Here is a 23,368-nt window from a genome sequence, read left to right as displayed (position 1 = left end):
TTACCGCGGCAGGTCCGTCTTCCCCATCAGGAAAGTGTCGATCGAGCGGGCGCAGAGGCGGCCTTCGCGGATCGCCCAGACGACCAGCGACTGGCCGCGACGCATGTCGCCGGCGGTGAACACCTTGGCCTGCGAGGTCTGGTAGTCCTGCAGATTGGCGCGGACGTTGCCGCGCTGGTCGAGCTCGACGCCGAGCGTCTTGAGCAGGCCCTCGTGCACCGGGTGGACGAAGCCCATCGCCAGCAGCACGAGTTCGGCGTCGAGCGTGAACTCGGTGCCGGGCAACGGCTTGAACTTGTCGTCGACCTTGATGCAGTGGAGCTTGGCGACCTTGCCGCCTGTGCCCTCGAACTTCTGGGTCAGCACGGCGAATTCGCGGGTCGCGCCTTCGGCCTGGCTCGACGACGTGCGCATCTTCAGCGGCCAGTTCGGCCACGTCACGCCCTTGTTCTCGCGCTCGGGCGGTGCCGCCATGATCTCGAGCTGGGTCACCGACTTGGCGCCCTGACGCAGCGAGGTCCCGATGCAGTCCGAACCAGTGTCGCCGCCGCCGATCACGACGACATGCTTGCCCTCGGCGAGGATGTCGGCAGAGCCGGTCGAGGGCTCGCCGGAGACGCGGCGGTTCTGCTGCGGCAGGAAATCCATCGCGAAATGGATGCCGGCGAGGTCGCGGCCGGGGATCGGCAGGTCGCGCGGGGCTTCTGCGCCGCCGGTCAACGCCACGGCGTCGTACTGCTTGACCAGCTCCTGCGGATCGATCGCGTCAGCGGCGCTGCCGCCGACCGGACGGCCGTAATGGAAGGTGACGCCCTCGGCTTCCATCTGCGCCACGCGGCGGTCGATGATGCCCTTCTCCATCTTGAAGTCCGGGATGCCATAGCGGAGCAGGCCGCCGGCCTTGGCGTACTTTTCGTAGAGATGCACGTCGTGGCCGGCGCGCGCCAGCTGCTGCGCGCAGGCCATGCCGGCGGGGCCGGAGCCGATCACGGCGACCTTCTTGCCGGTCTTCTGCTGGGCGATCTCCGGCTTCAGCCAGCCTTCATCCCAGGCGCGGTCGACGATCGCGCATTCGATGGTCTTGATGGTGACCGGGTTGTCGTCGATGTTGAGCGTACAGGACGCCTCGCACGGCGCCGGGCAGATCCGCCCGGTGAACTCCGGGAAATTGTTGGTCGAGTGCAGGTTGCGCGCGGCCTCTTCCCAATTGTCCTGGTAGACGAGGTCGTTGAAGTCGGGGATCTGGTTGTTGACCGGGCAGCCCGGCGTGCCCGGCTCAGCCGAGCCGGTGCCGTGGCAATAGGGGATGCCGCAGTTCATGCAGCGCGCCGCCTGGTCGCGGGCGTCCTTCTCGCTCAGCGGAATCACGAACTCGTTGAAGTTCTTCAGACGCTCTGCGACCGGCTCGTACTTGCGCTCGTTGCGGTCGATCTCGAGGAAACCTGTGATCTTGCCCATTTAAACCCGATGCCCCTGCATCATGTGTTCGTCGTGTTCGTCATTCCGGGATGCGCCGAAAGGCGCAGACCCGGAATCTGGAGGTGTGTCGCGAGATTCCGGGTTCGATGCTGGCGCATCGCCCCCGGAATGACGCGCGGTGATAGTTACGCGCCGATCGCGATCTTCGGCTCGGCGTCGGCGTTTTTGGCCTTCATTTCCTTCAGTGCGCGGCGGTACTCGACCGGCATCACCTTGCGGAATTTCGGCAGCCAGGTCTTCCAGTTGGCGAGGATCTCGGTCGCCTTCTTCGAGCCGGTCAGCTTGGCGTGGCGCGTGATCAAGACGTGCAGCCGCTCGACGTCGGAGTCGAGCAGGTTCTGGAACACGTCGACCCGGCCATGCGCCTCGAGATCGCCGGAGTGGTGATAGGTGTCGGCGTTGATCATCTCCTCCGACAGCACCGGCTCAAGATCGACCATCGAGAGGTTGCACAGCTTGTCGAAGTCGCCAGCCTCGTCCAGCACATAGGCGATGCCGCCGGACATGCCGGCCGCGAAGTTGCGTCCGGTCTTGCCGAGCACGACGACGATGCCGCCGGTCATGTATTCGCAGCAGTGGTCGCCGGCGCCTTCGACGACCGCGACCGCGCCGGAGTTGCGTACCGCGAAGCGCTCGCCGGCGATGCCGCGGAAGTAGCATTCGCCCTCGATCGCGCCGTACATCACGGTGTTGCCGACGATGATCGACTCTTCCGGCACGATGCCGGAGATCTTCGGCGGCTTGACGATGATGCGGCCGCCCGAGAGGCCCTTGCCGACATAGTCGTTGCCTTCACCCTCGAGATCGAAGGTGACGCCCTTGGCGAGCCAGGCGCCGAACGCCTGTCCGGCGGTGCCCTTCAGGCTGACATGGATGGAGTCGAGCGGCAGGCCCTCATGGCCGTAGATCTTGGCCACCGCGCCCGACAGCATCGCGCCGGCGGAACGGTCGGTGTTGTTGATCTCCTCCTCGATCTTCACAGGCGCGCCGCGATCGAGCGCGGCCTGCGCCTTCTCGATCAGCCGGCGGTCGAGCACGGCTTCCAGATGATGGTTCTGGCTCTCGGAGTGGTAGATCGTCTGGCCCTTCTCCTCCTTCTGCCGCACGAACAGCTTGGAGAAGTCGAGGCCCTTGGCCTTCCAGTGCGAGACCAGCGCGGTCTGGTCCAGCATCTGGACCTGGCCGACCATCTCGTCGAACGTCTTGTAGCCGAGCTGCGCCATGATCTCGCGGACTTCCTCGGCGACGAAGAAGAAGTAGTTGATGACGTGTTCGGGCTGACCGGTGAAGCGCTTGCGCAGCACTGGATCCTGGGTGGCGACGCCGACCGGGCAGGTGTTGAGATGGCACTTGCGCATCATGATGCAGCCCGCCGCGATCAGCGGCGCGGTGGCGAAACCGAACTCGTCGGCCCCGAGCAGCGCGCCGATCACGACGTCACGGCCGGTGCGGAAGCCGCCGTCGACCTGAACGGCGATGCGGCTGCGCAGCTGCTGGCGCACCAGCGTCTGGTGGGTTTCGGCAAGCCCGATCTCCCACGGCGAGCCGGCGTGCTTGATCGAGGTCAGCGGCGAAGCACCGGTGCCGCCCTCGAAGCCCGCGATGGTGACATGGTCGGCGCGCGCCTTGGCGACGCCGGCGGCAACGGTGCCGACGCCGACCTCGGAGACCAGCTTGACCGAGACCTGGCCGTCAGGATTGACGTTCTTGAGGTCGTAGATCAGCTGCGCGAGGTCTTCGATCGAGTAGATGTCGTGATGCGGCGGCGGCGAGATCAGGCCGACGCCCGGCGTCGAATGCCGCACGCGCGCGATGGTCGCGTCGACCTTGTGGCCGGGCAGCTGGCCGCCTTCGCCGGGCTTGGCACCCTGCGCCATCTTGATCTGCATCATGTCGGAGTTGACGAGATACTCCGTCGTCACGCCGAAGCGGCCCGAGGCGACCTGCTTGATCGCCGAGCGCATCGAGTCGCCGTTCGGCATCGGCTTGAAGCGGTCGGATTCCTCGCCGCCTTCGCCGGTGTTCGACTTGCCGCCGATCCGGTTCATCGCAATCGCGAGCGTGGTGTGCGCCTCGCGCGAGATCGAGCCGAACGACATCGCTCCGGTGGAGAAGCGCTTGACGATCTCCTTGGCCGGCTCGACCTGGTCGAGCTTGATCGGCTTGCGCTTGTCGTCCTCGGCGCTCTTGATCCGGAATAGGCCGCGCAGCGTCAGCAGACGCTCGGACTGCTCGTTGAGGATTTTTGCAAACGCACGGTAGCGCTCCAGCGAGTTGCCGCGCGCGGCATGCTGCAGCATCGAGACCGACTCGGCAGTCCAGGCGTGGTCCTCGCCGCGGGTCCGGAAGGCGTATTCGCCACCGACGTCGAGTGCACTCTTGTAGACCTGCGCATCGCCGAACGCGTCGTTGTGACGACGTACCGTCTCCTCGGCGATCTCGCCGAGCCCGACGCCCTCGATGCGGGTGTGGGTGCCGGCAAAGTACTTGGCGACGAAGTCCGCCTTGAGGCCGACCGCGTCGAAGATCTGCGCGCCGCAATAGGACTGGTAGGTCGAGATGCCCATCTTGGACATCACCTTGAGCAGGCCCTTGCCGATCGACTTGATGTAGCGCTTGACGATCTCGTAGTCGTCGAGTGCGCCCGGCAGGCGGTCCTTCATCGCGAGGATGGTCTCGAACGCGAGATAGGGATTGATCGCTTCCGCGCCGTAGCCGGCAAGGCAGGCGAAGTGATGCACTTCGCGCGGCTCGCCGGATTCAACGACGAGGCCGACCGAGGTGCGCAGGCCGGTGCGGATCAGATGATGATGCACGGCGGCGCAGGCCAGCAGCGACGGGATCGGGATCCGGTCGGTGCCGGTCATGCGGTCCGACAGGATGATGATGTTAATGCCTTCGCGCACCGCGCCTTCGGCACGCGCGCAGAGCTCGTCGAGCACCTGCTCCATGCCCGCCGCGCCGAAGCCGGCGTGGAAGGTGGTGTCGAGCGTGCGCGACTTGAAATGGGTCTCGGCGACGTCGGAGATCGAGCGGATCTTCTCGAGGTCCGCATCGGTCAGGATCGGCTGCCGCACTTCGAGGCGCTTGGTCGAGGCGACGCCCTGCAGGTCGAACAGGTTCGGCCGCGGCCCGATGATCGAGACGAGGCTCATGACGATTTCCTCGCGGATCGGATCGATCGGCGGGTTCGTCACCTGCGCAAAGTTCTGCTTGAAGTAGGTGAACAGCTGCTTCGGCTTGTCCGACAGCGCCGAGATCGGCGTGTCGTTGCCCATCGAGCCGGCGGCTTCCTCGCCGATCGCCGCCATCGGCGTCATCAGGATGCTGATGTCTTCCTGGCTGTAGCCGAACGCCTGCTGACGATCGAGCAGCGGCAGGTTGGAGCGCACGCCCTTGGCCGGCGCGTCCGGCAGCTCCTCGAGCTGGATCTGGGTGCGATGCAGCCAGTCGCTGTAGGGATGGCTCTTGGCGAGGTCGGCCTTGATCTCGTCGTCCGGAATCAGGCGGCCCTGCTCGAGGTCGACGAGCAGCATCTTGCCGGGCTGCAGCCGCCACTTGGTGACGATCTGCTCCTCCGGAATCTTCAGCACACCCATTTCGGACGCCATCACGATGCGGTCGTCCTTGGTGACGAGATAGCGCGCCGGACGCAGGCCGTTGCGGTCGAGCGTGGCGCCGATCTTGCGGCCGTCGGTGAAGGCGATCGCGGCCGGGCCGTCCCACGGCTCCATCAGCGCGGCATGATATTCGTAGAACGCGCGGCGCTGCTCATCCATCAGCGGATTGCCGGCCCACGCCTCCGGAATCATCATCATCACCGCGTGCGGCAGCGAGTAGCCGCCCTGCACCAGGAATTCGAGCGCGTTGTCGAAACAGGCGGTGTCGCTCTGGCCTTCATAGGAGATCGGCCAGAGGCGGCTGATGTCCTTGCCGTAGAGCTCCGAATGCACCGAGGCCTGCCGCGCCGCCATCCAGTTGACGTTGCCGCGCAGCGTGTTGATCTCGCCGTTGTGGGCAATCATCCGGTACGGATGCGCCAGCGACCAGGTCGGGAAGGTGTTGGTCGAGAAGCGTTGATGCACCAGCGCCAGCGCGCTGTCGAAGTCTGCCTCGTGCAGGTCGGGATAGTACTTGCCGAGCTGGTCGGCGAGGAACATGCCCTTGTAGATCACGGTGCGGCACGACATCGAGACCGGGTAATAGCCGGCCATGCCGCGGTCGCGGCGCTGGTAGATCGCCTGCGAGATCGACTTGCGCAGAATGTAGAGCCGGCGCTCGAAATCGTCCTCGGTCTTGGCGGCGCCGTTGCGGCCGATGAAGACCTGCATGTGGTAGGGCTCGGTCGGCTTCACGGTGACGCCGAGCGAGGAGTTGTCGCTGGGCACGTCGCGCCAGCCGAGCAGCTTGAAGCCCTCGTTCTTGATCTCGTCGGCGATGATGCTCTTGATCACGCCCCGCCAGGCGGCATCGCGCGGCATGAACAGCGCGCCGATGGCGTATTCGCCGGGCTGCGGCAGCTTGAAACCGAGTTCGCCGGCCTTGCGCGCGAAGAAGGCGTGCGGGATCTGCACCAGGATGCCGGCGCCGTCACCAGCGCGCGGGTCGGCGCCGACGGCGCCGCGATGCTCGAGGTTGCACAGGATGCTCAGCGCGTCGGAGACGATCTGATGGGACTTCTTGCCCTTGATGTTGGCGATGAAGCCGACGCCGCAGGAATCCTTTTCCAGGCTGAGGTCGTACAGGCCCTCGGCCTGCGGGCGCCAGGTATGGAGTTCGGGAGTGTGCGGCCCATAGGCGGTATCGGCGGGTTTCGAGTCCGCGGTCGCCGACAGCGTACCTGCCACGATGTTTTCGCGCTCGAATTCCGACCCGCTCATGTGTCCTCTCCCTTCGGTAAGGGGCCTCACTGTGTTGGCGCACCTTGGGCGTTGCGGCACCCACCGGGGCCACCGCTCGTCCGCCGCGAGCCGCATTTTCCTTAATTCAGACGACGGGCGTTCAACGTCCCTGTGGAACAGCCCTGCCTGCAGCATTCTCGGAGCCCGGGGCGCCGAGTTTCGTTGCAATCCCTATGCCGGGATGGCCCCGAAATTGAGACAGCGTTGCTGTCCTAACTCCGACCTTGCCAAATTTTTGTCTAACACACAAGCACGCGAAAGTCCCCGCTCGCATGCTCGAAACGAGCGACTTCGGCGGGCCGCGCCGCCCCTGATTTGAAGCAAACGCGCCCCGATCTGGCCCAAGGACCGGCCAAGGACTGCCGGATTTCAAAATGAAATTTTGCCTCAAGGCAAGCCGGCAAGAGAGCGGAAACGCTCCCGGACGGGGCAGACAGGAGTACGGCGATGAAGTTGTTCACAGGTTGGGTTGCGGCTGCGGCCCTCGGGCTCAGCGCGGCCGCGGCGCAGGCGCAGCTGATCGCGCCTGCCCGGATCGGCAGCCCGTTGCTGGTCAGGGTCTCCGACATCGACGGGCCCTATGCGGCGATGCCCGAGGTTCCGCCGCCGCCGCGCTATGGCCGCCTGCCGAGCCTGCTGCCGCCGGTCGAGGTCTACACCGTGCTGCGCGAGAACGGCTATCTGCCGCTCGGCGCGCCCCGTCAGCACGGCTTCGTCTACACGATCTCGGTGATCGACCGCGGCGGCGACGACGGCCGGCTGGTGATCGACGCCAGGGACGGCCGCGTCCTCCGCTTCGTCCCGGCCTATGCGATGGGCGACAATTTCGACGACGAGCCGACCGCGGCCTATGGGCCGGCCGGGGCCATACCGCCGGCGATCCAGGCCCGGGTGCCGCGGCCGCCGGCCCCGATCCCGCACGTCGCCAAGCGCACCGTGCCGGTGCCCAAGCGCAACCCGATCTCGGCAGCCAGGCCCGCCGAGGCTCCGGCTTCCGCCCAAGCCGCGGCGCCGGCAGCCGCTGCGGCGGCTCAGGCGACAGCGCCCGCGCCGGCCCAGCAAGCGGTCGCCGGCGCGCCGAAGTCGGCCGAGGCCGCCCAGGCGACAGCGCAAGCCGCTCCGGTGGCCGAGGCGCCCACCGTCGGCAAGGCGGCCCCGCCGGCGCCGGCAGCGCCCGCGATCCTGCCGACGCAGGAGATGCCGAAGGTGCAGGGGCTGGAGTAACCCGGAAACAGCTGCGTAGCCCGGATGGAGCGCAGCGCAATCCGGGAAGGCTTTTCCGCCGATACAGCGGCCCCGGATTGCGCTTCGCTTCATCCGGGCTACGAGCCGCCACCAACAAAAAACGCCCCGGTTTCCCGGGGCGTTTTCGCGTGCAGCCAATATCTGCTGACGCTGGCCTTGCTTAGGCCGCGACCTTGGCCGAGCCGTCGACGACCTGCGGGGCCTTCTCGCCGCCGCTAATCGGAATGCTGCGGGGCTTCTTGGCCTCGGGGATCTCGCGGACGAGATCGACGTGGAGCAGGCCGTTCTCGAGCGAGGCGTTCTTCACCTGTACGAAGTCGGCAAGCTGGAAGACGCGTTCGAAGGCGCGCGAGGCGATGCCGCGATAGAGCACCTCGGACTGGCCGCCGGAGTTCTCGTTGGCACCTTTCTCGCCCTTGATCGTCAGCGTGTTCTCCTTCGCGACGATCGAAAGCTCGGGCTGCGAGAAGCCGGAGACCGCAACGCTGATCCGGTAAGCATTCTCGCCGGTGCGCTCGATGTTGTAGGGGGGATAGCCGGGGCTGCCGTCCGAGGTCACCTGGTCGAGCAGGCTGAAGAGGCGGTCGAAGCCGACGGTGGAACGGTAGAAGGGCGTGAGATCGTAGCTACGCATAGGATAGTCCTCCAGTGAGCGACTGTTTCAGTTACCCGCCCGCCATCGGGCCGGGCTTAGATGTGTGCAGCCTGATGTTCCGGTTCCGAAACACTGGTAGCGGCCTGCACCGAGGTGATATGGGAGGGACGATGTCGCGTTCAAGAGGCGGAAATCGCGCAGCTTTTGCCAACCACCCTCTTGATTATCGTCCCGTCCCACCCAGCCGGTTCCCCGCATGACGCTCGTCTCGATTCCCGCCAATCCGGTTCCGGAGGACGTCGTCAGCGGCACCATCAAGACGCCCGACGGCGTCGAGCTGCGCTTTGCGCGCTGGGCGCCGCCGCCAGGCCGCAAGGGCACCGTCTGCGTGTTCGCCGGGCGCGGCGAGATGATCGAGAAATACTTCGAGACCGTTCGCGATCTGCGCGACCGCGGCTTTGCGGTGGCGATGATCGACTGGCGCGGGCAGGGCCACTCGTCGCGGCGGCTGCGCGATCCGCGCAAGGGCTATGTGCGCGACTTCGCCGACTACGAGATCGACGTCGAGACCTTCGTGCAGCAGGTGGTGCTGCCGGATTGTCCGCCGCCCTATTTCGCGCTGGCGCATTCGATGGGCGGCGCGGTGCTGCTGCGGATCGCGCATGCCGGCAAGCGCTGGTTCGATCGCATGGTGCTGTCGGCGCCGATGATCGACCTGCCGCGCGGCCGCGTGTCGCTGTTGCCGACCACGCTGCTGCGGATCATGCGCTTCGCCGGATGGGGCGGCCGCTATATTCCCGGCGGCACTGACGTGTTGGTCGGGACCGCGCCCTTCATTGGCAATCCTGTGACCAGCGATCCGGTGCGCCACGCCCGCAACGCCGCGATCTTGGAGGAAGATCCGACGCTCGGCATCGCGGCGCCGACAATCGCCTGGGCCGACACCGCGTTCACCGCGATGCGTACCTTCCGCGGCATGTCCTATCCGTCAGACATCCGCCAGCCGATCCTGATGCTAGCGGCGAGCAACGACGAGGTGGTGTCGACGGCGGCGATCGAGGAGTTCGCTTATCATTTGCGCGCCGGTTCGCATCTCGTGATCGCCGGCGCCAAGCACGAGATCCTGCAGGAGCAGGACCGCTACCGCTCGCAGTTCTGGGCGGCGTTCGATGCCTTCGTGCCGGGCACGCCGCTGTTCAAGTAAGCTTAGCCGTTGAGCAGCGCGACGATCCGGTCCGGAAAGCGCCGCTCGACGAACAGGGTCCGCACCTCGGCGACGCTGAGATAGCGGTCTTTGCCTTCGCCCTTGCCCATGATGTCGAGCAGCACCGGCCACTCCCCGAGCATCAGCAGGCGATAGTAGTAGTGCAGGATCGTCCACGAGGTCGAATGCTCGCCGGCGGCGCGCTGGAAATTCTCCGCCATGAAGGTCTTGATCTCCGAGGCCGACAGCCCGCGCTCGACGCCGCCGTCGGGGCTCTTGTAGTCGCGGCCGTAGCTGGCGAGGCGCGCGATCTCGTCCTCGTGCACGGTCGCGTGCTGGTCGAGGATGCGCGAGCCGGCGCCGTGCTTGTCGAGCGGACCGTTGCGCAACTCGTCGAGGATGGCGCCGTTGAACAGGCTGCGCAACTGACTGATCGGACCGAAGCCGTTGGCGCCCTGCGCGACCATGAAGATCTTTGCCCGCGCGATGAAGCCCTCCATTCCCGTCTTGCCGGTGGCGCGACCGATCGTCTCGGTCAGTTCAGGCAGCGGCACGATATGGCCGCCGACATAGTTTCCGGCGACCAGTGCGCGCAGGAACGGACAGGGATTGTTGGGGGAGACCTGCGGGGCGGGCGCCTCGCTTGCAGCAATATCGGCCATGAAATCTCGTCCTGAAAAGCTTCAGCCTAGGGAGCATCCATTACCGGGCGATGAACTCGCTCAGGAGTCCGTGGCGAATTTCGGTGTCGATGCAACCAGAGCGAGTTTGCCGAACGGGACGCCGGCTTTCAAGAGGCCGTCGCGGTAGTGGGCGATATCGGCCGGGTTCTTCCAGTAGAAATTGCGCAAGTGCCGCTCGACCGTCAGCCCCGGATGGTCGCCGAGCAGCGCCTCGGCGGCCTGCGCGGCCTCGTCCTTGCGGCCGAGCTGGGCCAGCGCCGCGGCGCGGACCGCGAGGCATTGCAGATGGTTCGGGTTGAGGTAGAGCCCCTCGCGCGACCATGACAGCGATGCGTCATACTGTCCGAGCAAATAATGGCTGAACGCGTTCAGCGCCGCCCACTGGTAGCGCGGATCGCTGTTGCCGCGCTGGACCGCGGTCGAGAACAGCTCGACCGCCCTGCGGTGGTCGCCGATCACCATGTGGCAGATGCCGAGCACGCCGCGCGCACCCATGTCGTAGGGGTTGAGCTCGATCGCCCGCTTGATGGCATCCATCGCGGCTTCGTAATGGCCCTGCATCGCGTGCAGATAGGCAAGCAGCTGGAACGCGAACGAAGAGCGCGGGTCGAGCCGGACGCTGCTCTCGGCCAGCGCCACCGATGATGACCACAGATCACGCGTGCTCGGGATCCAGCCGAACTGCGCGGCCTGAATCTGGATCAGCGCGAGATAGGCGCGCGCGATCGACAGTGCGGGATCGAGCTCGATCGCCTCCTTGAACAGCGCGATCGCGGCTTCGCAATCGGCCTTGGTCTGCTGGTAGTAATGCGACAGGCCCTTCAGGAAGCGATCCCACGCGGTCAGTTCGGAGTTCGGCGAGCGGGCCGGCGCGGAGGCTTCGGCGCGGTAGATCTCCTGGGCGACGGCGGCGGACAGATTGGATGTGATCTCGTCCTGCATCGCGAACAGGTCGCCCATGTCGCGGTCGTAGCGGCCGGTCCACAGCTGCTCGCCCTTTTCGGGGGCGATCAGCTCGGCGGTGACGCGGATCTTGTTGCCGGCGCGCCGCACCGAGCCCTGGATCAGGTAGGTCGCGTCGATCTCGCGCGCGATCAGGCGGGTCGAGACATTCTTGCCCTTGTAGGCGAAGGTCGAGTTGCGGCTCAGCACGCGATAGAAGGATTGCAGCGATAGCGCGTGGATCAGATCCTCGGTCAGGCCGTCGGCGAAATACTCATCGTCACTTCCCGAGAGGTTGTCGAACGGCAGCACGCCGACGATCGCGGTCCGGTATTGGCCGGGCAGATGCGGCCCGTCCTGCGGCGCCGTCTCCTGGACGTCGGAGCCGGCCGGCGCCCAGGTCCACACATGGATCGGCTCGGCGATGTTCTTGAAGCGGTGCGGGCCGGCATCGACCAGGCTGACAGCCAGCCGCCGGCCGGCCTCGGTGCGGGCCTTGTCCGACACCGCGATGCCGCCGGGCGCCGCCACGGTCTCGAGACGGACGGCGATGTTGACGTCGTCGCCGAACACCTCGTCCTCGTCGGCCATGACGTCGCCCATGTGGACGCCCATGCGGAAATGCATGGCCCGGTCGGCCGGCAGATGTTCATTGCGTTCAGCCATCAGCGTCTGCATCGCGACCGCGGCCTCGATGGCGCCGATGATGCTGGGAAACTCCAGCAGGAAGCCGTCGCCGGTATTTTTGACGATTCGGCCGCCGTGATTGAGGATAATCGGGTAAATCGCGCTGCGATGGGCCTTGAACGAGGCATGCGTGCCCGCCTCGTCGACACCCATCATGCGGGAGTAGCCGGCGATGTCAGCGCAAAGAATGGCAGCGAGCCGTCGTTCCATATCTTCTGAGCCCCGAATGGTCACTCAGCGGACGTGACCGAATCGCATACTTACAGGACAGGCCGGGTCTGGCGAAAGCGCGGTTTGCAGGCAGCTATAATGCATTGTAGCAGGAATAGGCATGCGACGATCGGGCCGCGTATCGCTGTCCTCTACTCATTTCATGTGTCCAATTCATGTGTCTGGGGATGGCGCTATTCCGCGCACCCTTTCCACCTCGTTACTCACATAGGTTAATGTCGCTGGCCATGCTCGGAATTCACGAACTCTGGCTCTTTGTCCTGTCCGGCCTGCTGCTCAATATCACGCCAGGGCCTGATACCGCCTACATCATCGGCCGCAGCATCCAGCTCGGCTGGCGCGGCGGGGCGGCCGCTGCACTCGGAATCAGCTGCGGCTGCCTGGTCCATGTGCTGGGGGCCTCGATCGGGCTGTCGGCGCTGCTGATGGCGTCGTCGGCTGCCTTCCTGGCCGTCAAGCTGATCGGCGCGGCCTATCTGGTCCTGACCGGGCTGCAGATGCTGCTGTCCCGCGCCAAGCCGGTCGCCGAGATCGCAACGCAGGGCAGCGAGACCTCGATATCCCGGGTGTTCTGGCAGGGCGCGCTGACCAATATCCTCAACCCCAAAGTGGCGCTGTTCTTCCTGGCCTTCCTGCCGCAATTCGTCGCGGCCGATTCGGCGCACAAGACGGTGGCCTTCCTGGTGCTCGGGCTGATCTTCATCACGACGGGCACGCTGTGGTGCTTCGGCGTGGCGGCGTTCGCGGCCCGGGCCGCGGGCCGCATCCGGCAATCCACCGGGGTGATCACCTGGATCAACCGCTCGCTCGGCGGCCTGTTCGTCTATCTCGGCGTCCGCGTCGCGATGCTCGAGGCGCGTTAGGCGGGACAAGCGGCCCTTTGCCACATCGTCGTCCTGGCGAAAGCCAGGACCCATGGCCACCGAATTTGATTGTGAACGGGATCGCGGCCCCAGCATCGTGCAACGATTGACGCTTGGGGTAATGGGTCCTGGCTTTCGCCAGGACGACAGCGGAAATGTTGCGCGGTCTTCGAGTGATCTACCACCGATAGTAGCGATACGGTCGTTCGAACACGAAGGTCGAGCCGTAACGGTACGGCAGGGGATCGTAGCCGATCAGGTATGCCGTCCTCAGCCGGTAGTGCCGGATGCCGGCGGAGCGGTGCCATGAGCCGCAAGCGCAACGCTGGCGGGAGCTGACATCGGTCAGCTGGCTGCCCGGTTGCTCCGGCCCGGCCGCAGATGCCGCGTCGGGCAGGAGGCAGAATGCGCAAGATACGAGAACCGCCAGCAGCCGAGTCATTTGATCAACCCCTGTTCGCAAAATGGCGCGCATCGATAACTGCGTTGGAACCGGCAAGTTCCACAGGGCCCTGCGGGGAAGCCGCTCAGGGCTTCTTCAGCGCTATCGGCTCGGCCGCGCCGACCGGTTGGCGCGGTGCGGCCGGCAAACGGCCGGGCTTGACGACGGCGGCGAGACAGAGATCGGCGATGGAATCCGCAAACTCTTCCGGCCGCGCCGGAACGCCCGCGGCGCCGGGCGCGAGCACGCTGATCAGGCCTTCCATGAAGGCGCCCACCAGGCAGGTGGCCGCGACCTCGACGCCGAGTTCACGGAATTCGCCGGCGGCAACGCCCTCTCTAATGATGGTTTCGAACACCCGCGCGATGGCGCGGCGGTACTTCAAGCGCGTGCTTTCCACCTCGGGGTCGATCGGCTCGAAGATCAGCCCGTAGGCGAGACGTTTGCCGCGCATGGCCCGCAGCACGAAGGCCCGGACCGCGTCCCGAACCTTCTGCGACGGTTCGCCTTCGGCCACGGCGATGCCCGCCAGGACGTCGACCTCGCGCTGCGAGACCGTGCTGACGATGGCGGCGCAGAGCTCGGCGCGTGATGGAAAATATCGATAGATCGTGCCGACCGCGATGCCCGCCGCGGAAGCAACCGCGTTCATCTGCAGCTCCTGGAAACCTCCATCCATCACCACGCCACGGGCGGCCCGGAGGATCTGGGTCTTCTTGTCGAGCGCACGGACTGCTCTGGTTGCCATCGGATCCTCAAATATGAAATTGAATTCATTTTCATATTGAATCGGAAAAGGATTCATGTCAAGTATTGCCTAGAAATCAGGCAAAATTGGTTCGTAAACCCTCGACCTTGAAAGATGAATTACAGTTCGTTTTTCGTAGGTTAGGACGGAATAGTGAGTTGAAATTCGACGCTGCCGCAGCGCCATCGGCCCGTTTGGATGGCGGCGCTCACGCCCCCCAGAACCGATCAGGAGACGTCCTCATGAACCAAGCTCTCTCGTCGAACACGCTCGATTCTCCCGCCAGCCGCTATGGCACCCACAAAGTCCTCAACCAGGCCCAGCCCGCGACCGGCTTCAACGCCTTCACCGGCGACGCAGTGCTGCGCGCCGCGATCGATCGCGAGGCGCCCTGGGCCGCCGACCGCTGCGCGGCACTCGGCGCGATCGCGGGCGACGAGCATGTGCAGGAGCTTGCCCGGCTCGCCAACCGCCACCTGCCCGAACTCAAGACCCACGACCGCTTCGGCAACCGCGTCGACTGGGTCGATTTCCACCCGAGCTGGCACGAACTGATGGCGCTGGCGTGGAAGCACGAAGTGCCGAACCTCGCCTGGCGCACCAACCAGAAGAACGGCCACTACGCGCGGGCCGTGCTTTCCTATGTCTGGAACCAGGTCGAGCAGGGGACTGCCTGCCCGACCGGCATGGCCTACGCGTCCTACGCCGGCTTCGAGGCCGAGCCTGCGCTTGCGATCTGGGCCGAGAAGGCCAAGGGCACCGACTACGAAAACAGCCGCCGCGAAGTCGCCGACAAGTCGTCGGTCGTGATCGGCTACGCGATGACGGAGAAGCAGGGCGGCTCGGATCTCCGCGAGACGCAGACCACGGCCCGCTTCTCCCACGCGGAGAACTATCACGGCAACACCGCGCATTGGTACGAACTCACCGGTCACAAATGGTTCTGCTCGGTGCCGCAGTCGGACGGCTTCTTTACGCTCGCCAAGGTGAACGGCGGCGTGACCTGCTTCTTCCTGCCGCGCACGCTGCCCGACGGCAGCTTCAACAACTTCTTCGTCCAGCGCCTGAAGGACAAGGCCGGCAACAAGAGCAACGCATCCAGCGAAGTCGAATACGCGGGCACGATGGCGATCCGCGTCGGCGAGGAAGGTCACGGCATCCGCGAGATCCTTTCGCACGCCCATCTCACGCGCCTCGATTTCGCGATCGGCTCCGCCGGCCTGATGCGCCAGTCGTTGACGCTTGCCCTGCAGCACACCATCACCCGCAAGGCCTTCGGCACCTCGATCGCGGGCCGGCCGATGATGACGAACGTGCTCGCGGACATGGCCGTCGAGGTCGAAGCCGCGACGCTGATGGCGCTGCGGGTCGCCAAGGCCACCGATCAACTATCTGATGTCGAGCACGAACGGCTGCTGGCCCGCGTGGCCACGCCCGCGGCGAAGTTCTTCAACTGCTCGCGCGCGCCCTCGATTGCCTACGAAGCGCTGCAGTGCCACGGCGGCAACGGCTTCGTCGAGGAAGGCCCGATGGCCCGGCTCTATCGCGAGGCGCCGCTCAACAGCGTCTGGGAAGGCACTGCAAACATGATGTGCATGGACGTCCGCCGCGCGATGGCGAAGGATCCGCGCACGATCCAGGCGCTGTTCGACGAGACCCGCCCTCTGCTCGGCCAGGACAGCCGCTTCGACGCGCTGGTCCTGCATACCGAAACGCTGGTCCGCGAAGCCGTTGAGGACGAATTCGTCGCCCGCCCGATGACCGAAGCGGTCGCACGTCTGCTGCAGGGCGCGGAACTTCTGCGCCATAGCACCCAGGAGGTCGTCGACATCTTTCTGGGCACCCGCATGCCGACCGGAACGGGATCCTGGGGCTCGCACTACGGGACACTGGCGTTCAGCGTCGACAAGGCGAAAGCGCAGAAAGTCATGCGCCGCGCCGTGGTGGCCGGCTGAGGCGCCCCGATGGATGCGACCAGGTCGATCTTGTTCGCGGCAACGGTGCTGCCGCTCGTCTGCACGCCGGGGCCCGACCTCATCTACATCGCGGCCCAGGCCTTGTCGGGCGGGCGCAAGGCGGCTCTACGCGCCAATGCCGGCGTGATGCTCGGGTATGTGACGCACGCCGTGCTGGCCGCGCTCGGCGTCGCCGCGCTGCTCGCCGCCTCGCCGTTCTTGTTCGAGGCGTTGCGCTGGTGCGGGGTCACCTACCTGACCTATCTGGCGATCCGGATGATCTGGTCCGCGATCGCCGGGAAGGGCATTTCGATGAACCCCAACGCGTCGCCTGCCTCGCTTGCCAGGGGCTTCATGACAAGCTTCTTCAATCCAAAGGGGCTCTTGGTCTACCTGGCGATCCTGCCGAATTTCATGAACCCCGGTGAGCCGATCGCCCAACAAGCGATCCTGCTTTCGGGAGTGTTCGTCGGTCTTTGCGCGCTGGTCTACGGTGCTGTCGGCATTGCGGTGGCGGCCATCGGCCGTGTCGGCACGGTCAGAGCGTCGTATCAGCGCGTCGCCGACGGGATCGCCGGTGGCCTGTTGGCCTTCGCGGCTGTCAGCATGGCGCGCAGCTGAATTGTGACAGTTCGCGGTTCTGGAGGCTGGGAAAGTTGCGGTTCGTCTTGAAGGGCAATCGTGTCGAAGGCCGATGTTTTAAGATATGTCTGTTGGCGTCACGTTCAAGCCGCGCAACGGCGTCTCTGCCCTGCGGATCTGACTATTTCCCAAGGCTTGTGAAGTACTAAATCGGGACTCGTGCGATGGCGCCTCGCGTCATCGCCGCCCTCCTGAGGGCGTTTCCTCCCTAGACTTGGGCCGCTTGATCCGTTCAGGCGGCCCTTTTTCTTGATCAAGCGGAGGCGCGCGGGACGATCAGTCGACTTTCTTGTCGCGCCTCAAATCCATGCGCTCGACGCGTTCGTCGATCAATCGATTCAGTTCCTGGTCGCGCCGCGACTCTTTCTTGAACAGACCGCCGTGCAGGCGATAGGCAAGGAGCAGCAGGACGACGACGGCGCCCGTGAGAAAATAGGACCAGTCCATAGCCAGAACCGCGTGGCGGCCGCAATTGCCGCATCAAGCGATACTTAAGGCCGGCTTGCCCGCCTTGTCCAATCCTATTGTCGGCGGTCAGATATGCCGGACATATTGCGCGGTTACGGGCGGCACGGGGTTGGAACTCGCGTTTCGTGTAGCTGGCTCGGGAAAGGTGGGCAACCAAAGTGCGGTTGGTGCCAAACGCGCCTCGTCTAACTGGTCCCCTTATACTGCGGTAAATACGCCAGGAGAGCGGCGACCTCGGCGATCTCGTCATCGGTTCTGATGCCGAGCTTTTCGAACAGCCGAAATCGTTGCTCAGATACCTGCGCCAGGGTCCCCCTAACGCTGATTGAGATCTGCTTGTCCGTCTTTCCGGCCGCGATGCGACGGAGAAGACGCTTTTCACGAGTACTCAGATGAATGAACATGATTGCGGCCCGGATGGCGCTGGAACCCCGTTCTCCACCGGAGAACCACGAGGGACGCATTGATCCAGATCAATGAACGAGAAGACGAGAAACCATCAACGGACATGATCCACCCGCCATCGGCTGGCCGCACGGCGGCTCGGCGCGACAGCCCGATCAATTGATCTATCTCAAACTCCGTCCGAAATGCGGACCCAGCCTGCCTTCGTAAGCTCGCGATAAGTCCAGGCATTCAGGAGCTGGGCATGTATCGGCATATTCTCATTCCGACCGATGGCTCGGAGCTGGCGGAGCATGGGGTTGCGCACGGGTTGGCGTTGGCCAAATCGCATGGCGCCAAGGTATCCTTCATCTACGTCGTCGAGCCCCTGCTTGCGATTACCGGCGATTTCGCCAGCGTGCTGGACCGCGCCGAAGATGCGGCCAGGGAGGCCGGTATCTCGTGCGAGACGATTCAGGTGGAAAGCGGCCAACCCCATCAAGCCATCATCGCCGCCGCCGAGGACAAAGGCTGCGATCTCATCGTGATGTCGTGGCATGGGCGAAGCGGGTTTTCCACGCTTCTCATCGGCAGTGTGACGAACAAGGTGCTGACCTGCACCAAGATCCCCGTGCTGGTCTGTCGGTGAATGTGCAGGCCGCTCGATCGTCGAACACCAGATCATGAGGTGTGTGACTGAGATGTCGGAAGCTTCGGATTCTCTGCTCGGTAGCGTGCTCGATCCGATTGAGCGGATCTCCGAGACCATGTTCGGCCTGATCATGGCTCTCACCTTTATCTGCTCGCTCGGCATCGCGACGGGGGCCAATATCAACGTTCAGACCATGCTGATCGGTGCGCTCGGCTGCAACCTTGCGTGGGGCGTCGTCGATGGCGGTCTTTATCTGCTGGGGCGGATCAACAGCCGCGGCAGCAAGATAAGAATGCTCCACGCAGTGCGGCAGGCGCCGGATTCCGAGACGGCGCGCAGCGTCATCGCCGACGCACTGCCACCGGAATTGGCGGCGCTGTTGCCGGCGCAGCAATTGGAGGCGATGCGGCAGAGGTTGTTGCAGCGGCCCCCGACGTACGACACTCCAAGACTGACACGGCGTGACTGGGCCGGAGCGTTGGGCCTTTGCCTGCTGAGCTTCCTCGCGACCTTCCCGGTGGTCATCCCGTTTTTGTTCCTGAGCGACGCCAAAGTGGCGCTGCGCGTCTCCTACGTCGTCGCTATCCTGATGCTGTTTGGCTGCGGTCACGTATTTGGAATTCGAAGTGGGCTGCAGCCCTGGGCCGCCGGCCTTGCGATGGTGGCTGTCGGTGGCGTGCTGGTTGGCATAGCGGTGGCTCTTGGAGGATAGCGCCAATGAGGCGACCTGGTGTTGCACCGGTTCGATGGTTCCACGGTGCCTCATGCGCGGCGTTGGTCGGGATTTGCCTTGCACCAACGACCGGCGCCCTGGCACAAGCCGATCCTCCGACTCCAGGCGGTGCAATCGGTCTTGGCAACCGCGGATGGTCAGCGGCCGATACCAACCGTGATACCCCGGCAAACCAGTTCGAATTCAGCGCCCGTGCAGGCGTTGCATCCGACTACATCTATCGCGGGACCACGCTTTCCGATCATGGGCCCGCGGCCGGTGCGGCCTTCGAAACAAGATTTGGCGCGGTGTACGCCGGGACTACGGTGGCCACCGTCAATTTGCCGACCCAGCCGGCCGCCGAGTTGACGTTTACCGGCGGGGTTCGCCCGAAGATTGCGAGCATCGATTTCGATGTCGCCGTCACCTACTTCGCCTATCCGGGTGAAAGGCTTCCCGGCGAGACCAATGGCATCAACTATTGGGAAGCGGTCATTCGCGGCGATCGCCGCATCGGTGAAGACATCCATGTCGCGGCCGGCTACGCCTATTCTCCCAACGTCTCGAACACCGGCGCGCGGAGCCAGTATGCTGCCGCCGGCATCGGCTATGATGTGCCCGGCCGGCTGCTGCCGCAGAACCTGGCCATCTCGTTCACCGCTGCTGCCGGCTATTCCTGGTTTGGCAATCAGGCCGCGCAACTCGGCGGCTTCCCGTTACCTGCCTATCTCAACTGGCAGGCGGGCGTGACCTTCACCCACAAGGCCTTCAATCTCGATCTGCGCTACTACGACACCAATCTGTCGAAGGAGAACTGCTTCGTCTTTACCGGCGATCCAAATGCGCGCACGGGAGGCCGCGTCGATCCCGTCACCAATCCCGACGGCCTGATCTCGAATTGGTGCGGCGCGACGTTCGTCGCGAAGGCTTGGTTCGCCTTCAACTAGTTCCCGGTGGCGGCTCGCATATCCGCCTCGGGTCATGGGCTCCGGGTGCTAGCCGTGCAGCTTGAGCAGCGCGCCGCCGGCGAGGTAGATGCCGAGCAGGATCATCGCGATCAGGAACCAGCGGCGGAATACGTCCGGCTGCATCCGCGTGCGGACCGCCTGGCCGATGAACATGCCGACAAACGCCGCCACCATCGCGACCGCGCCGGGCAGCGCAGTGGCGGCTGTCAACAGGCCCGAGGCCGTGAGGTTGAAGGCGAGCGCGACCGTTGCGGTGGTGAAGAAGACGCCGAGCGCCTGCACCAGTTCGTCCCGCTCCATGCCGATCGCCTGCATGAACGGCATCGAGGGGATGACCTGGACGCCGGTCGCGGCGGAGATCAGCCCGGTGATCACGCCGACGATGCCGCCGACCCATTTCTCGTCGCGCCGCGCCACCTTGAAGCTGAACCTGCTGAGGCCGACGATCGCGTAGATCACCAGCAGGATGCCGAGCACGACGGTGCCGTAGGCCGCGTAGGGCCCGGTCAACAGCCCGGCATTGAGCCAGATGCCGGCCACGGTGCCGAGCATCAGCGGCCACAGCCGCTTGAGGATGTCGCGCAGATAGGGACCGACGAAGGTCTGCCAGATGTTGGTGACGATCGCCGGCACGATCACGATCGCGATCGCGCGGCCCGGCGACATCGTGGTGGCGAGCAGGCCCATCGCCACGGTCGGCAGGCCGAGGCCGAGCGTACCCTTGACGAAACCGGCGAGCAGGAAGGCGAAGGCGATGAAGATCAGGAGATGGTCGACCATGGCTGCACATTGACCGATCGGCGCATTCGGCACAATCTGGAGGTTACGGAGTTAGCCTTCGTTTGATCCGAAGGGGCAGGGGAGACATCATGCGGTTTGACCTGGTCGACCTGCAACTGTTCATCGCGGTGGCCGATGCGCGCAGTATCACGCACGGTGCAACGCGCGCAAATCTGGCGCTGGCCTCCGCCAGCGAGCGGATCAAGGGTCTCGAGGACGCGCTCGGCGTCGCGCTGCTCAAGCGCGGCCGCCGCGGCGTCGAACTGACCGCGGCGGGCGAGAGCCTGCTCGGCCACGCCCGCATCGTGATGCATAATGTCGAGGCGTTGCAGGGCGATCTCGCCGCCTATGCTTCCGGCGTGCGCGCCAACGTGCTGCTGCTCGCCAACACGTCGGGCCTGTCGGAACATCTGCCACGCGCGCTGGCGAATTTCCTGCACGAGCATCCCGACATCAGCGTCGACGTCGAGGAACGCGAGAGCACCGACATCGCCGATGCGATCGCCAGCGGCGCCGCCGATCTCGGCTTCGCGGCGGAGCACGTACTGCCCGACAGCGTCGAGCGCTTCCTGTTCAGCGAGGACCGCTTGATGCTGGTGGCGTCCCGGCGCAGCGATCTCGGGGGCCGCCGCCAGATCGATTTCCAGGAGGTGGTCGGCCGCGACTTCGTCGGCCTCACGGCGACGTCGGCGCTGCAGGTGCATGTTTCCCGGCACGCGGCCAAGCTCGGCGCGCGGCTGCGGTTTCGCGCCCGGCTGCGCGGCTTCGACGCGATCTGCCAGATGGTCGCCGCCGATGTCGGCATCGCCGTGGTGCCGGAAACCGCGGCGCGCCGTTGTGCCGCGGCGATGCCGATCGTCACGATCCGGATCCGCGACGCCTGGGCCAACCGCCGCCTGACGATCTGCGCCCGCAGCTTCAAGGCGCTGCCGCGCCCGGCCAAGCAATTGGTGGAGCATCTGCGCGCCGAAGCGCAGCGCTGAGCCGAGCAATCGCCTGGCGACACCGGTGGTGGAACGGTGAGAGCTTATCTTAGGTGAATGCGGGGGGGGGGGGACGGTGGCATCATGCTGCCATGCAATCTCATCTGACGATCCATCGTGCCCAACTTGCCGTGATCGAGAACCGCATTCTGCGGTCAGAACTCCGTCATCTCCGGGAACAACGGTGGCGCGAAAGCGAGTTGCTGCGGGCGCTGATGTTCGAGCACGCATCGCTCCGTGCCGAAGCCCGCGCCGTGCGTGAGGAAACGATCCGCAGGCGACTGGAACGCTCGGATCGATCACAAGATCGGACCTCTCGTCTGTGGACCAGCTGATGGCTTCGCTTGCCGCCTCGGCGGCGGCATGGAAGCGGGTCGCAATGCGGCGTCGGCCTTGGGCCATCAGGAGACATTGAGTCGCTCCCCGCAATCGAAGCTATTGCTATAAGCTCGGGCGGCCGGAAGGTCCCGGCGAGTGTGGGGTGGTCAATGCAGCCGGACACCCGGTACGCCAAGAGCGGCGACGTGCACATCGCCTATCAAGTGTTCGGCGAGGGAGCGCTGAACGTTGTCTTCGCGCCGCCGGGCTTCACGAATGTCGAGCACTGGTGGGACGAACCTGAGGTCAGTCGCTGGCTGCTGCGCCTGGCACGCTACGCCCGGGTGGTGATGTTCGATAAACGTGGCACAGGTCTGTCGGATCGCGTCGCCGACTTTCCGGGCCTGGACCAGCGAATGGACGACCTGCGGGCGGTCATGGACGCCTGCGGCATGGAACAGGCGGCGCTTCTGGGTTTTTCCGAAGGCGGCACGATGGCTGCGCTGTTCGCCGCGACCCATCCCGGTCGCTGCCGCGCGCTGGTGCTCTGCAACGCCTATCCGTCAACGACATTCGTTCTGACGACGCTGGAACAAAGTCTCGGGTATATCCAGCTTGGCTGGGGCAGTGGCGGCAGCGTGGTGAAATTTGCGCCTTCCCGCGTGAACGATTCCGCGTTCAAGCGCTGGTGGAGCAAGAACGAGCGAGTGTCCCAGAGCCCTGCCGGCGCCGCCGCGTACGCGCAGATGAACGGTCTGATCGACATCAGCGACATCGTTGCGGCCATCCAGGCACCGACCCTCGTCATCCATCGCACGGACGACAAGAACGTCAGCGTGGAGGGCGGCCGGTTTTTCGCCGCACATATTCCGGGTGCCCGCTATCTCGAGTTGCCCGGGATCGACCACCTTCCATTCATCGGCGACAATGCCGGCGAGATCGCCGATGCAATCGAGGAGTTTCTGACCGGCTCACGAACGCCGGTCGCGGTCGACCGCGTGCTAGCCACGGTGCTCTTCACCGACATCGTCGCCTCGACCGAGAAGGCCGCCGCGCTCGGCGATCACCGCTGGCGCGACCTGCTTGACACTCATCACACCACGATACGGCGCATTCTCACACGCTTCCGCGGCCGCGAAATCAAGACGACCGGCGACGGCGTTCTGGCAACCTTTGACGGTCCGGCGCGTGGTGTGCGTTGCGCGTGCGCCATCGCCGACGAAATCAGGTCGCTAGGCATCGAAGTCCGCGCCGGCCTTCACACCGGCGAGTGCGAAATGATCGGCGATGATATCGGCGGCATTGCCGTTCACATCGGAGCGCGCGTGGCGGCACTCGCCGGCGCGGGCGAGGTGCTGGTGTCGGGCACGGTCAAGGATCTGGTGGCGGGGTCGGGTTTGCGCTTTGGTGACCGCGGCAATCAATCGCTCAAGGGTGTCCCTGGAGACTGGCGCATCTTTGCAGTCGAACGGTGATGCGCCGTATC

At 65.1% G+C, this 23,368-nt stretch carries 20 protein-coding genes; 10 read left to right on the top strand and 10 right to left on the bottom strand.

The window, feature by feature from the left end; genetic code table 11:
- Entirely contained in the window at nt 1-1,458 is a 1,458-nt protein-coding gene (locus tag JQ633_RS27300) for a glutamate synthase subunit beta (RefSeq protein WP_211988188.1), read from the bottom strand.
- A gap of 146 nt (nt 1,459-1,604) precedes the next feature.
- Nucleotides 1,605-6,359, bottom strand: a complete 4,755-nt coding sequence (gene gltB / locus JQ633_RS27295; protein WP_211988187.1) for a glutamate synthase large subunit — start codon at nt 6,357-6,359, stop codon at nt 1,605-1,607.
- Between the two features lie 468 nt (nt 6,360-6,827).
- Here gltB and JQ633_RS27290 point away from each other — a divergent pair, with 468 nt between their 5' ends.
- Nucleotides 6,828-7,604, top strand: a complete 777-nt coding sequence (locus JQ633_RS27290; protein ID WP_211988186.1) for a hypothetical protein — start codon at nt 6,828-6,830, stop codon at nt 7,602-7,604.
- A gap of 181 nt (nt 7,605-7,785) precedes the next feature.
- Here the strand turns inward: JQ633_RS27290 and JQ633_RS27285 are convergent, their stop codons facing one another.
- Nucleotides 7,786-8,259, bottom strand: coding sequence for an Hsp20 family protein (locus tag JQ633_RS27285; RefSeq protein ID WP_211988185.1), 474 nt, complete (start codon nt 8,257-8,259; stop codon nt 7,786-7,788).
- A gap of 217 nt (nt 8,260-8,476) precedes the next feature.
- On the opposite strand from JQ633_RS27285, the gene JQ633_RS27280 reads away from it, so the two are divergent.
- Nucleotides 8,477-9,424 (top strand): alpha/beta fold hydrolase, encoded by a 948-nt coding sequence (locus tag JQ633_RS27280; RefSeq protein ID WP_211988184.1) that lies wholly within the window; start codon nt 8,477-8,479, stop codon nt 9,422-9,424.
- A gap of 2 nt (nt 9,425-9,426) precedes the next feature.
- Here the strand turns inward: JQ633_RS27280 and JQ633_RS27275 are convergent, their stop codons facing one another.
- Both JQ633_RS27275 and JQ633_RS27270 read right to left on the bottom strand, forming a co-directional pair.
- Nucleotides 9,427-10,086 (bottom strand): hypothetical protein, encoded by a 660-nt coding sequence (locus JQ633_RS27275; RefSeq protein WP_211988183.1) that lies wholly within the window; start codon nt 10,084-10,086, stop codon nt 9,427-9,429.
- Nucleotides 10,087-10,146: 60 nt separating this feature from the next.
- A complete protein-coding gene (locus JQ633_RS27270) occupies nt 10,147-11,946 on the bottom strand; it encodes an adenylate/guanylate cyclase domain-containing protein (RefSeq protein WP_211988182.1) in 1,800 nt (599 codons plus the stop codon).
- A 248-nt stretch (nt 11,947-12,194) separates the two neighbouring features.
- Between JQ633_RS27270 and JQ633_RS27265 the strand changes: the two genes are divergently transcribed.
- The gene (locus JQ633_RS27265; RefSeq protein WP_211988245.1) at nt 12,195-12,830 is read left to right on the top strand and encodes a LysE family translocator; all 636 of its coding nucleotides are present in this window, start codon (nt 12,195-12,197) and stop codon (nt 12,828-12,830) included.
- A 178-nt stretch (nt 12,831-13,008) separates the two neighbouring features.
- Here the strand turns inward: JQ633_RS27265 and JQ633_RS27260 are convergent, their stop codons facing one another.
- Together JQ633_RS27260 and JQ633_RS27255 are read right to left on the bottom strand one after the other, a co-directional pair.
- The gene (locus tag JQ633_RS27260) at nt 13,009-13,272 is read right to left on the bottom strand and encodes a hypothetical protein (protein WP_211988181.1); all 264 of its coding nucleotides are present in this window, start codon (nt 13,270-13,272) and stop codon (nt 13,009-13,011) included.
- An 85-nt stretch (nt 13,273-13,357) separates the two neighbouring features.
- Entirely contained in the window at nt 13,358-14,020 is a 663-nt protein-coding gene (locus tag JQ633_RS27255) for a TetR/AcrR family transcriptional regulator (protein ID WP_211988180.1), read from the bottom strand.
- A gap of 242 nt (nt 14,021-14,262) precedes the next feature.
- Between JQ633_RS27255 and JQ633_RS27250 the strand changes: the two genes are divergently transcribed.
- Nucleotides 14,263-15,975 (top strand): acyl-CoA dehydrogenase family protein, encoded by a 1,713-nt coding sequence (locus JQ633_RS27250; protein WP_211988179.1) that lies wholly within the window; start codon nt 14,263-14,265, stop codon nt 15,973-15,975.
- A 30-nt stretch (nt 15,976-16,005) separates the two neighbouring features.
- Nucleotides 16,006-16,596, top strand: a complete 591-nt coding sequence (locus tag JQ633_RS27245) for a LysE family translocator (protein ID WP_249159675.1) — start codon at nt 16,006-16,008, stop codon at nt 16,594-16,596.
- 297 nt (nt 16,597-16,893) lie between these two features.
- On the opposite strand, the gene JQ633_RS27240 is transcribed toward JQ633_RS27245, so the two are convergent.
- Nucleotides 16,894-17,064, bottom strand: coding sequence for a hypothetical protein (locus JQ633_RS27240; RefSeq protein ID WP_211988177.1), 171 nt, complete (start codon nt 17,062-17,064; stop codon nt 16,894-16,896).
- A 206-nt stretch (nt 17,065-17,270) separates the two neighbouring features.
- Nucleotides 17,271-17,489: a LuxR C-terminal-related transcriptional regulator gene (locus JQ633_RS27235; protein ID WP_211988176.1), complete on the bottom strand. Its 219-nt coding sequence runs from the start codon at nt 17,487-17,489 to the stop codon at nt 17,271-17,273.
- 245 nt (nt 17,490-17,734) lie between these two features.
- Here JQ633_RS27235 and JQ633_RS27230 point away from each other — a divergent pair, with 245 nt between their 5' ends.
- The 3 genes from JQ633_RS27230 to JQ633_RS27220 are packed head-to-tail and all read left to right on the top strand — an operon-like array spanning nt 17,735 to nt 19,780.
- Complete coding sequence (locus tag JQ633_RS27230) at nt 17,735-18,118, top strand: universal stress protein (protein ID WP_211988175.1); 384 nt, start codon at nt 17,735-17,737, stop codon at nt 18,116-18,118.
- A 52-nt stretch (nt 18,119-18,170) separates the two neighbouring features.
- The gene (locus tag JQ633_RS27225; protein ID WP_211988174.1) at nt 18,171-18,833 is read left to right on the top strand and encodes a VIT1/CCC1 transporter family protein; all 663 of its coding nucleotides are present in this window, start codon (nt 18,171-18,173) and stop codon (nt 18,831-18,833) included.
- Nucleotides 18,834-18,838: 5 nt separating this feature from the next.
- Nucleotides 18,839-19,780, top strand: coding sequence for a TorF family putative porin (locus JQ633_RS27220; protein ID WP_211988173.1), 942 nt, complete (start codon nt 18,839-18,841; stop codon nt 19,778-19,780).
- A 48-nt stretch (nt 19,781-19,828) separates the two neighbouring features.
- Here JQ633_RS27220 and JQ633_RS27215 read toward each other — a convergent pair whose 3' ends face one another.
- Complete coding sequence (locus JQ633_RS27215) at nt 19,829-20,581, bottom strand: sulfite exporter TauE/SafE family protein (protein ID WP_211988172.1); 753 nt, start codon at nt 20,579-20,581, stop codon at nt 19,829-19,831.
- Nucleotides 20,582-20,670: 89 nt separating this feature from the next.
- Here JQ633_RS27215 and JQ633_RS27210 point away from each other — a divergent pair, with 89 nt between their 5' ends.
- Nucleotides 20,671-21,564, top strand: coding sequence for a LysR family transcriptional regulator (locus JQ633_RS27210; protein ID WP_211988171.1), 894 nt, complete (start codon nt 20,671-20,673; stop codon nt 21,562-21,564).
- 488 nt (nt 21,565-22,052) lie between these two features.
- Nucleotides 22,053-23,357, top strand: coding sequence for an adenylate/guanylate cyclase domain-containing protein (locus tag JQ633_RS27205; RefSeq protein ID WP_211988170.1), 1,305 nt, complete (start codon nt 22,053-22,055; stop codon nt 23,355-23,357).
- Nucleotides 23,358-23,368 lie beyond the last annotated feature (11 nt).

The sequence above is a fragment of the Bradyrhizobium tropiciagri genome (genome assembly GCF_018130505.1).
GTDB classification, from domain to species: domain Bacteria; phylum Pseudomonadota; class Alphaproteobacteria; order Rhizobiales; family Xanthobacteraceae; genus Bradyrhizobium; species Bradyrhizobium tropiciagri_B.
Note: the sequence above shows the minus strand (reverse complement) of the source record. Positions and strands in the feature narration are given on the sequence as shown.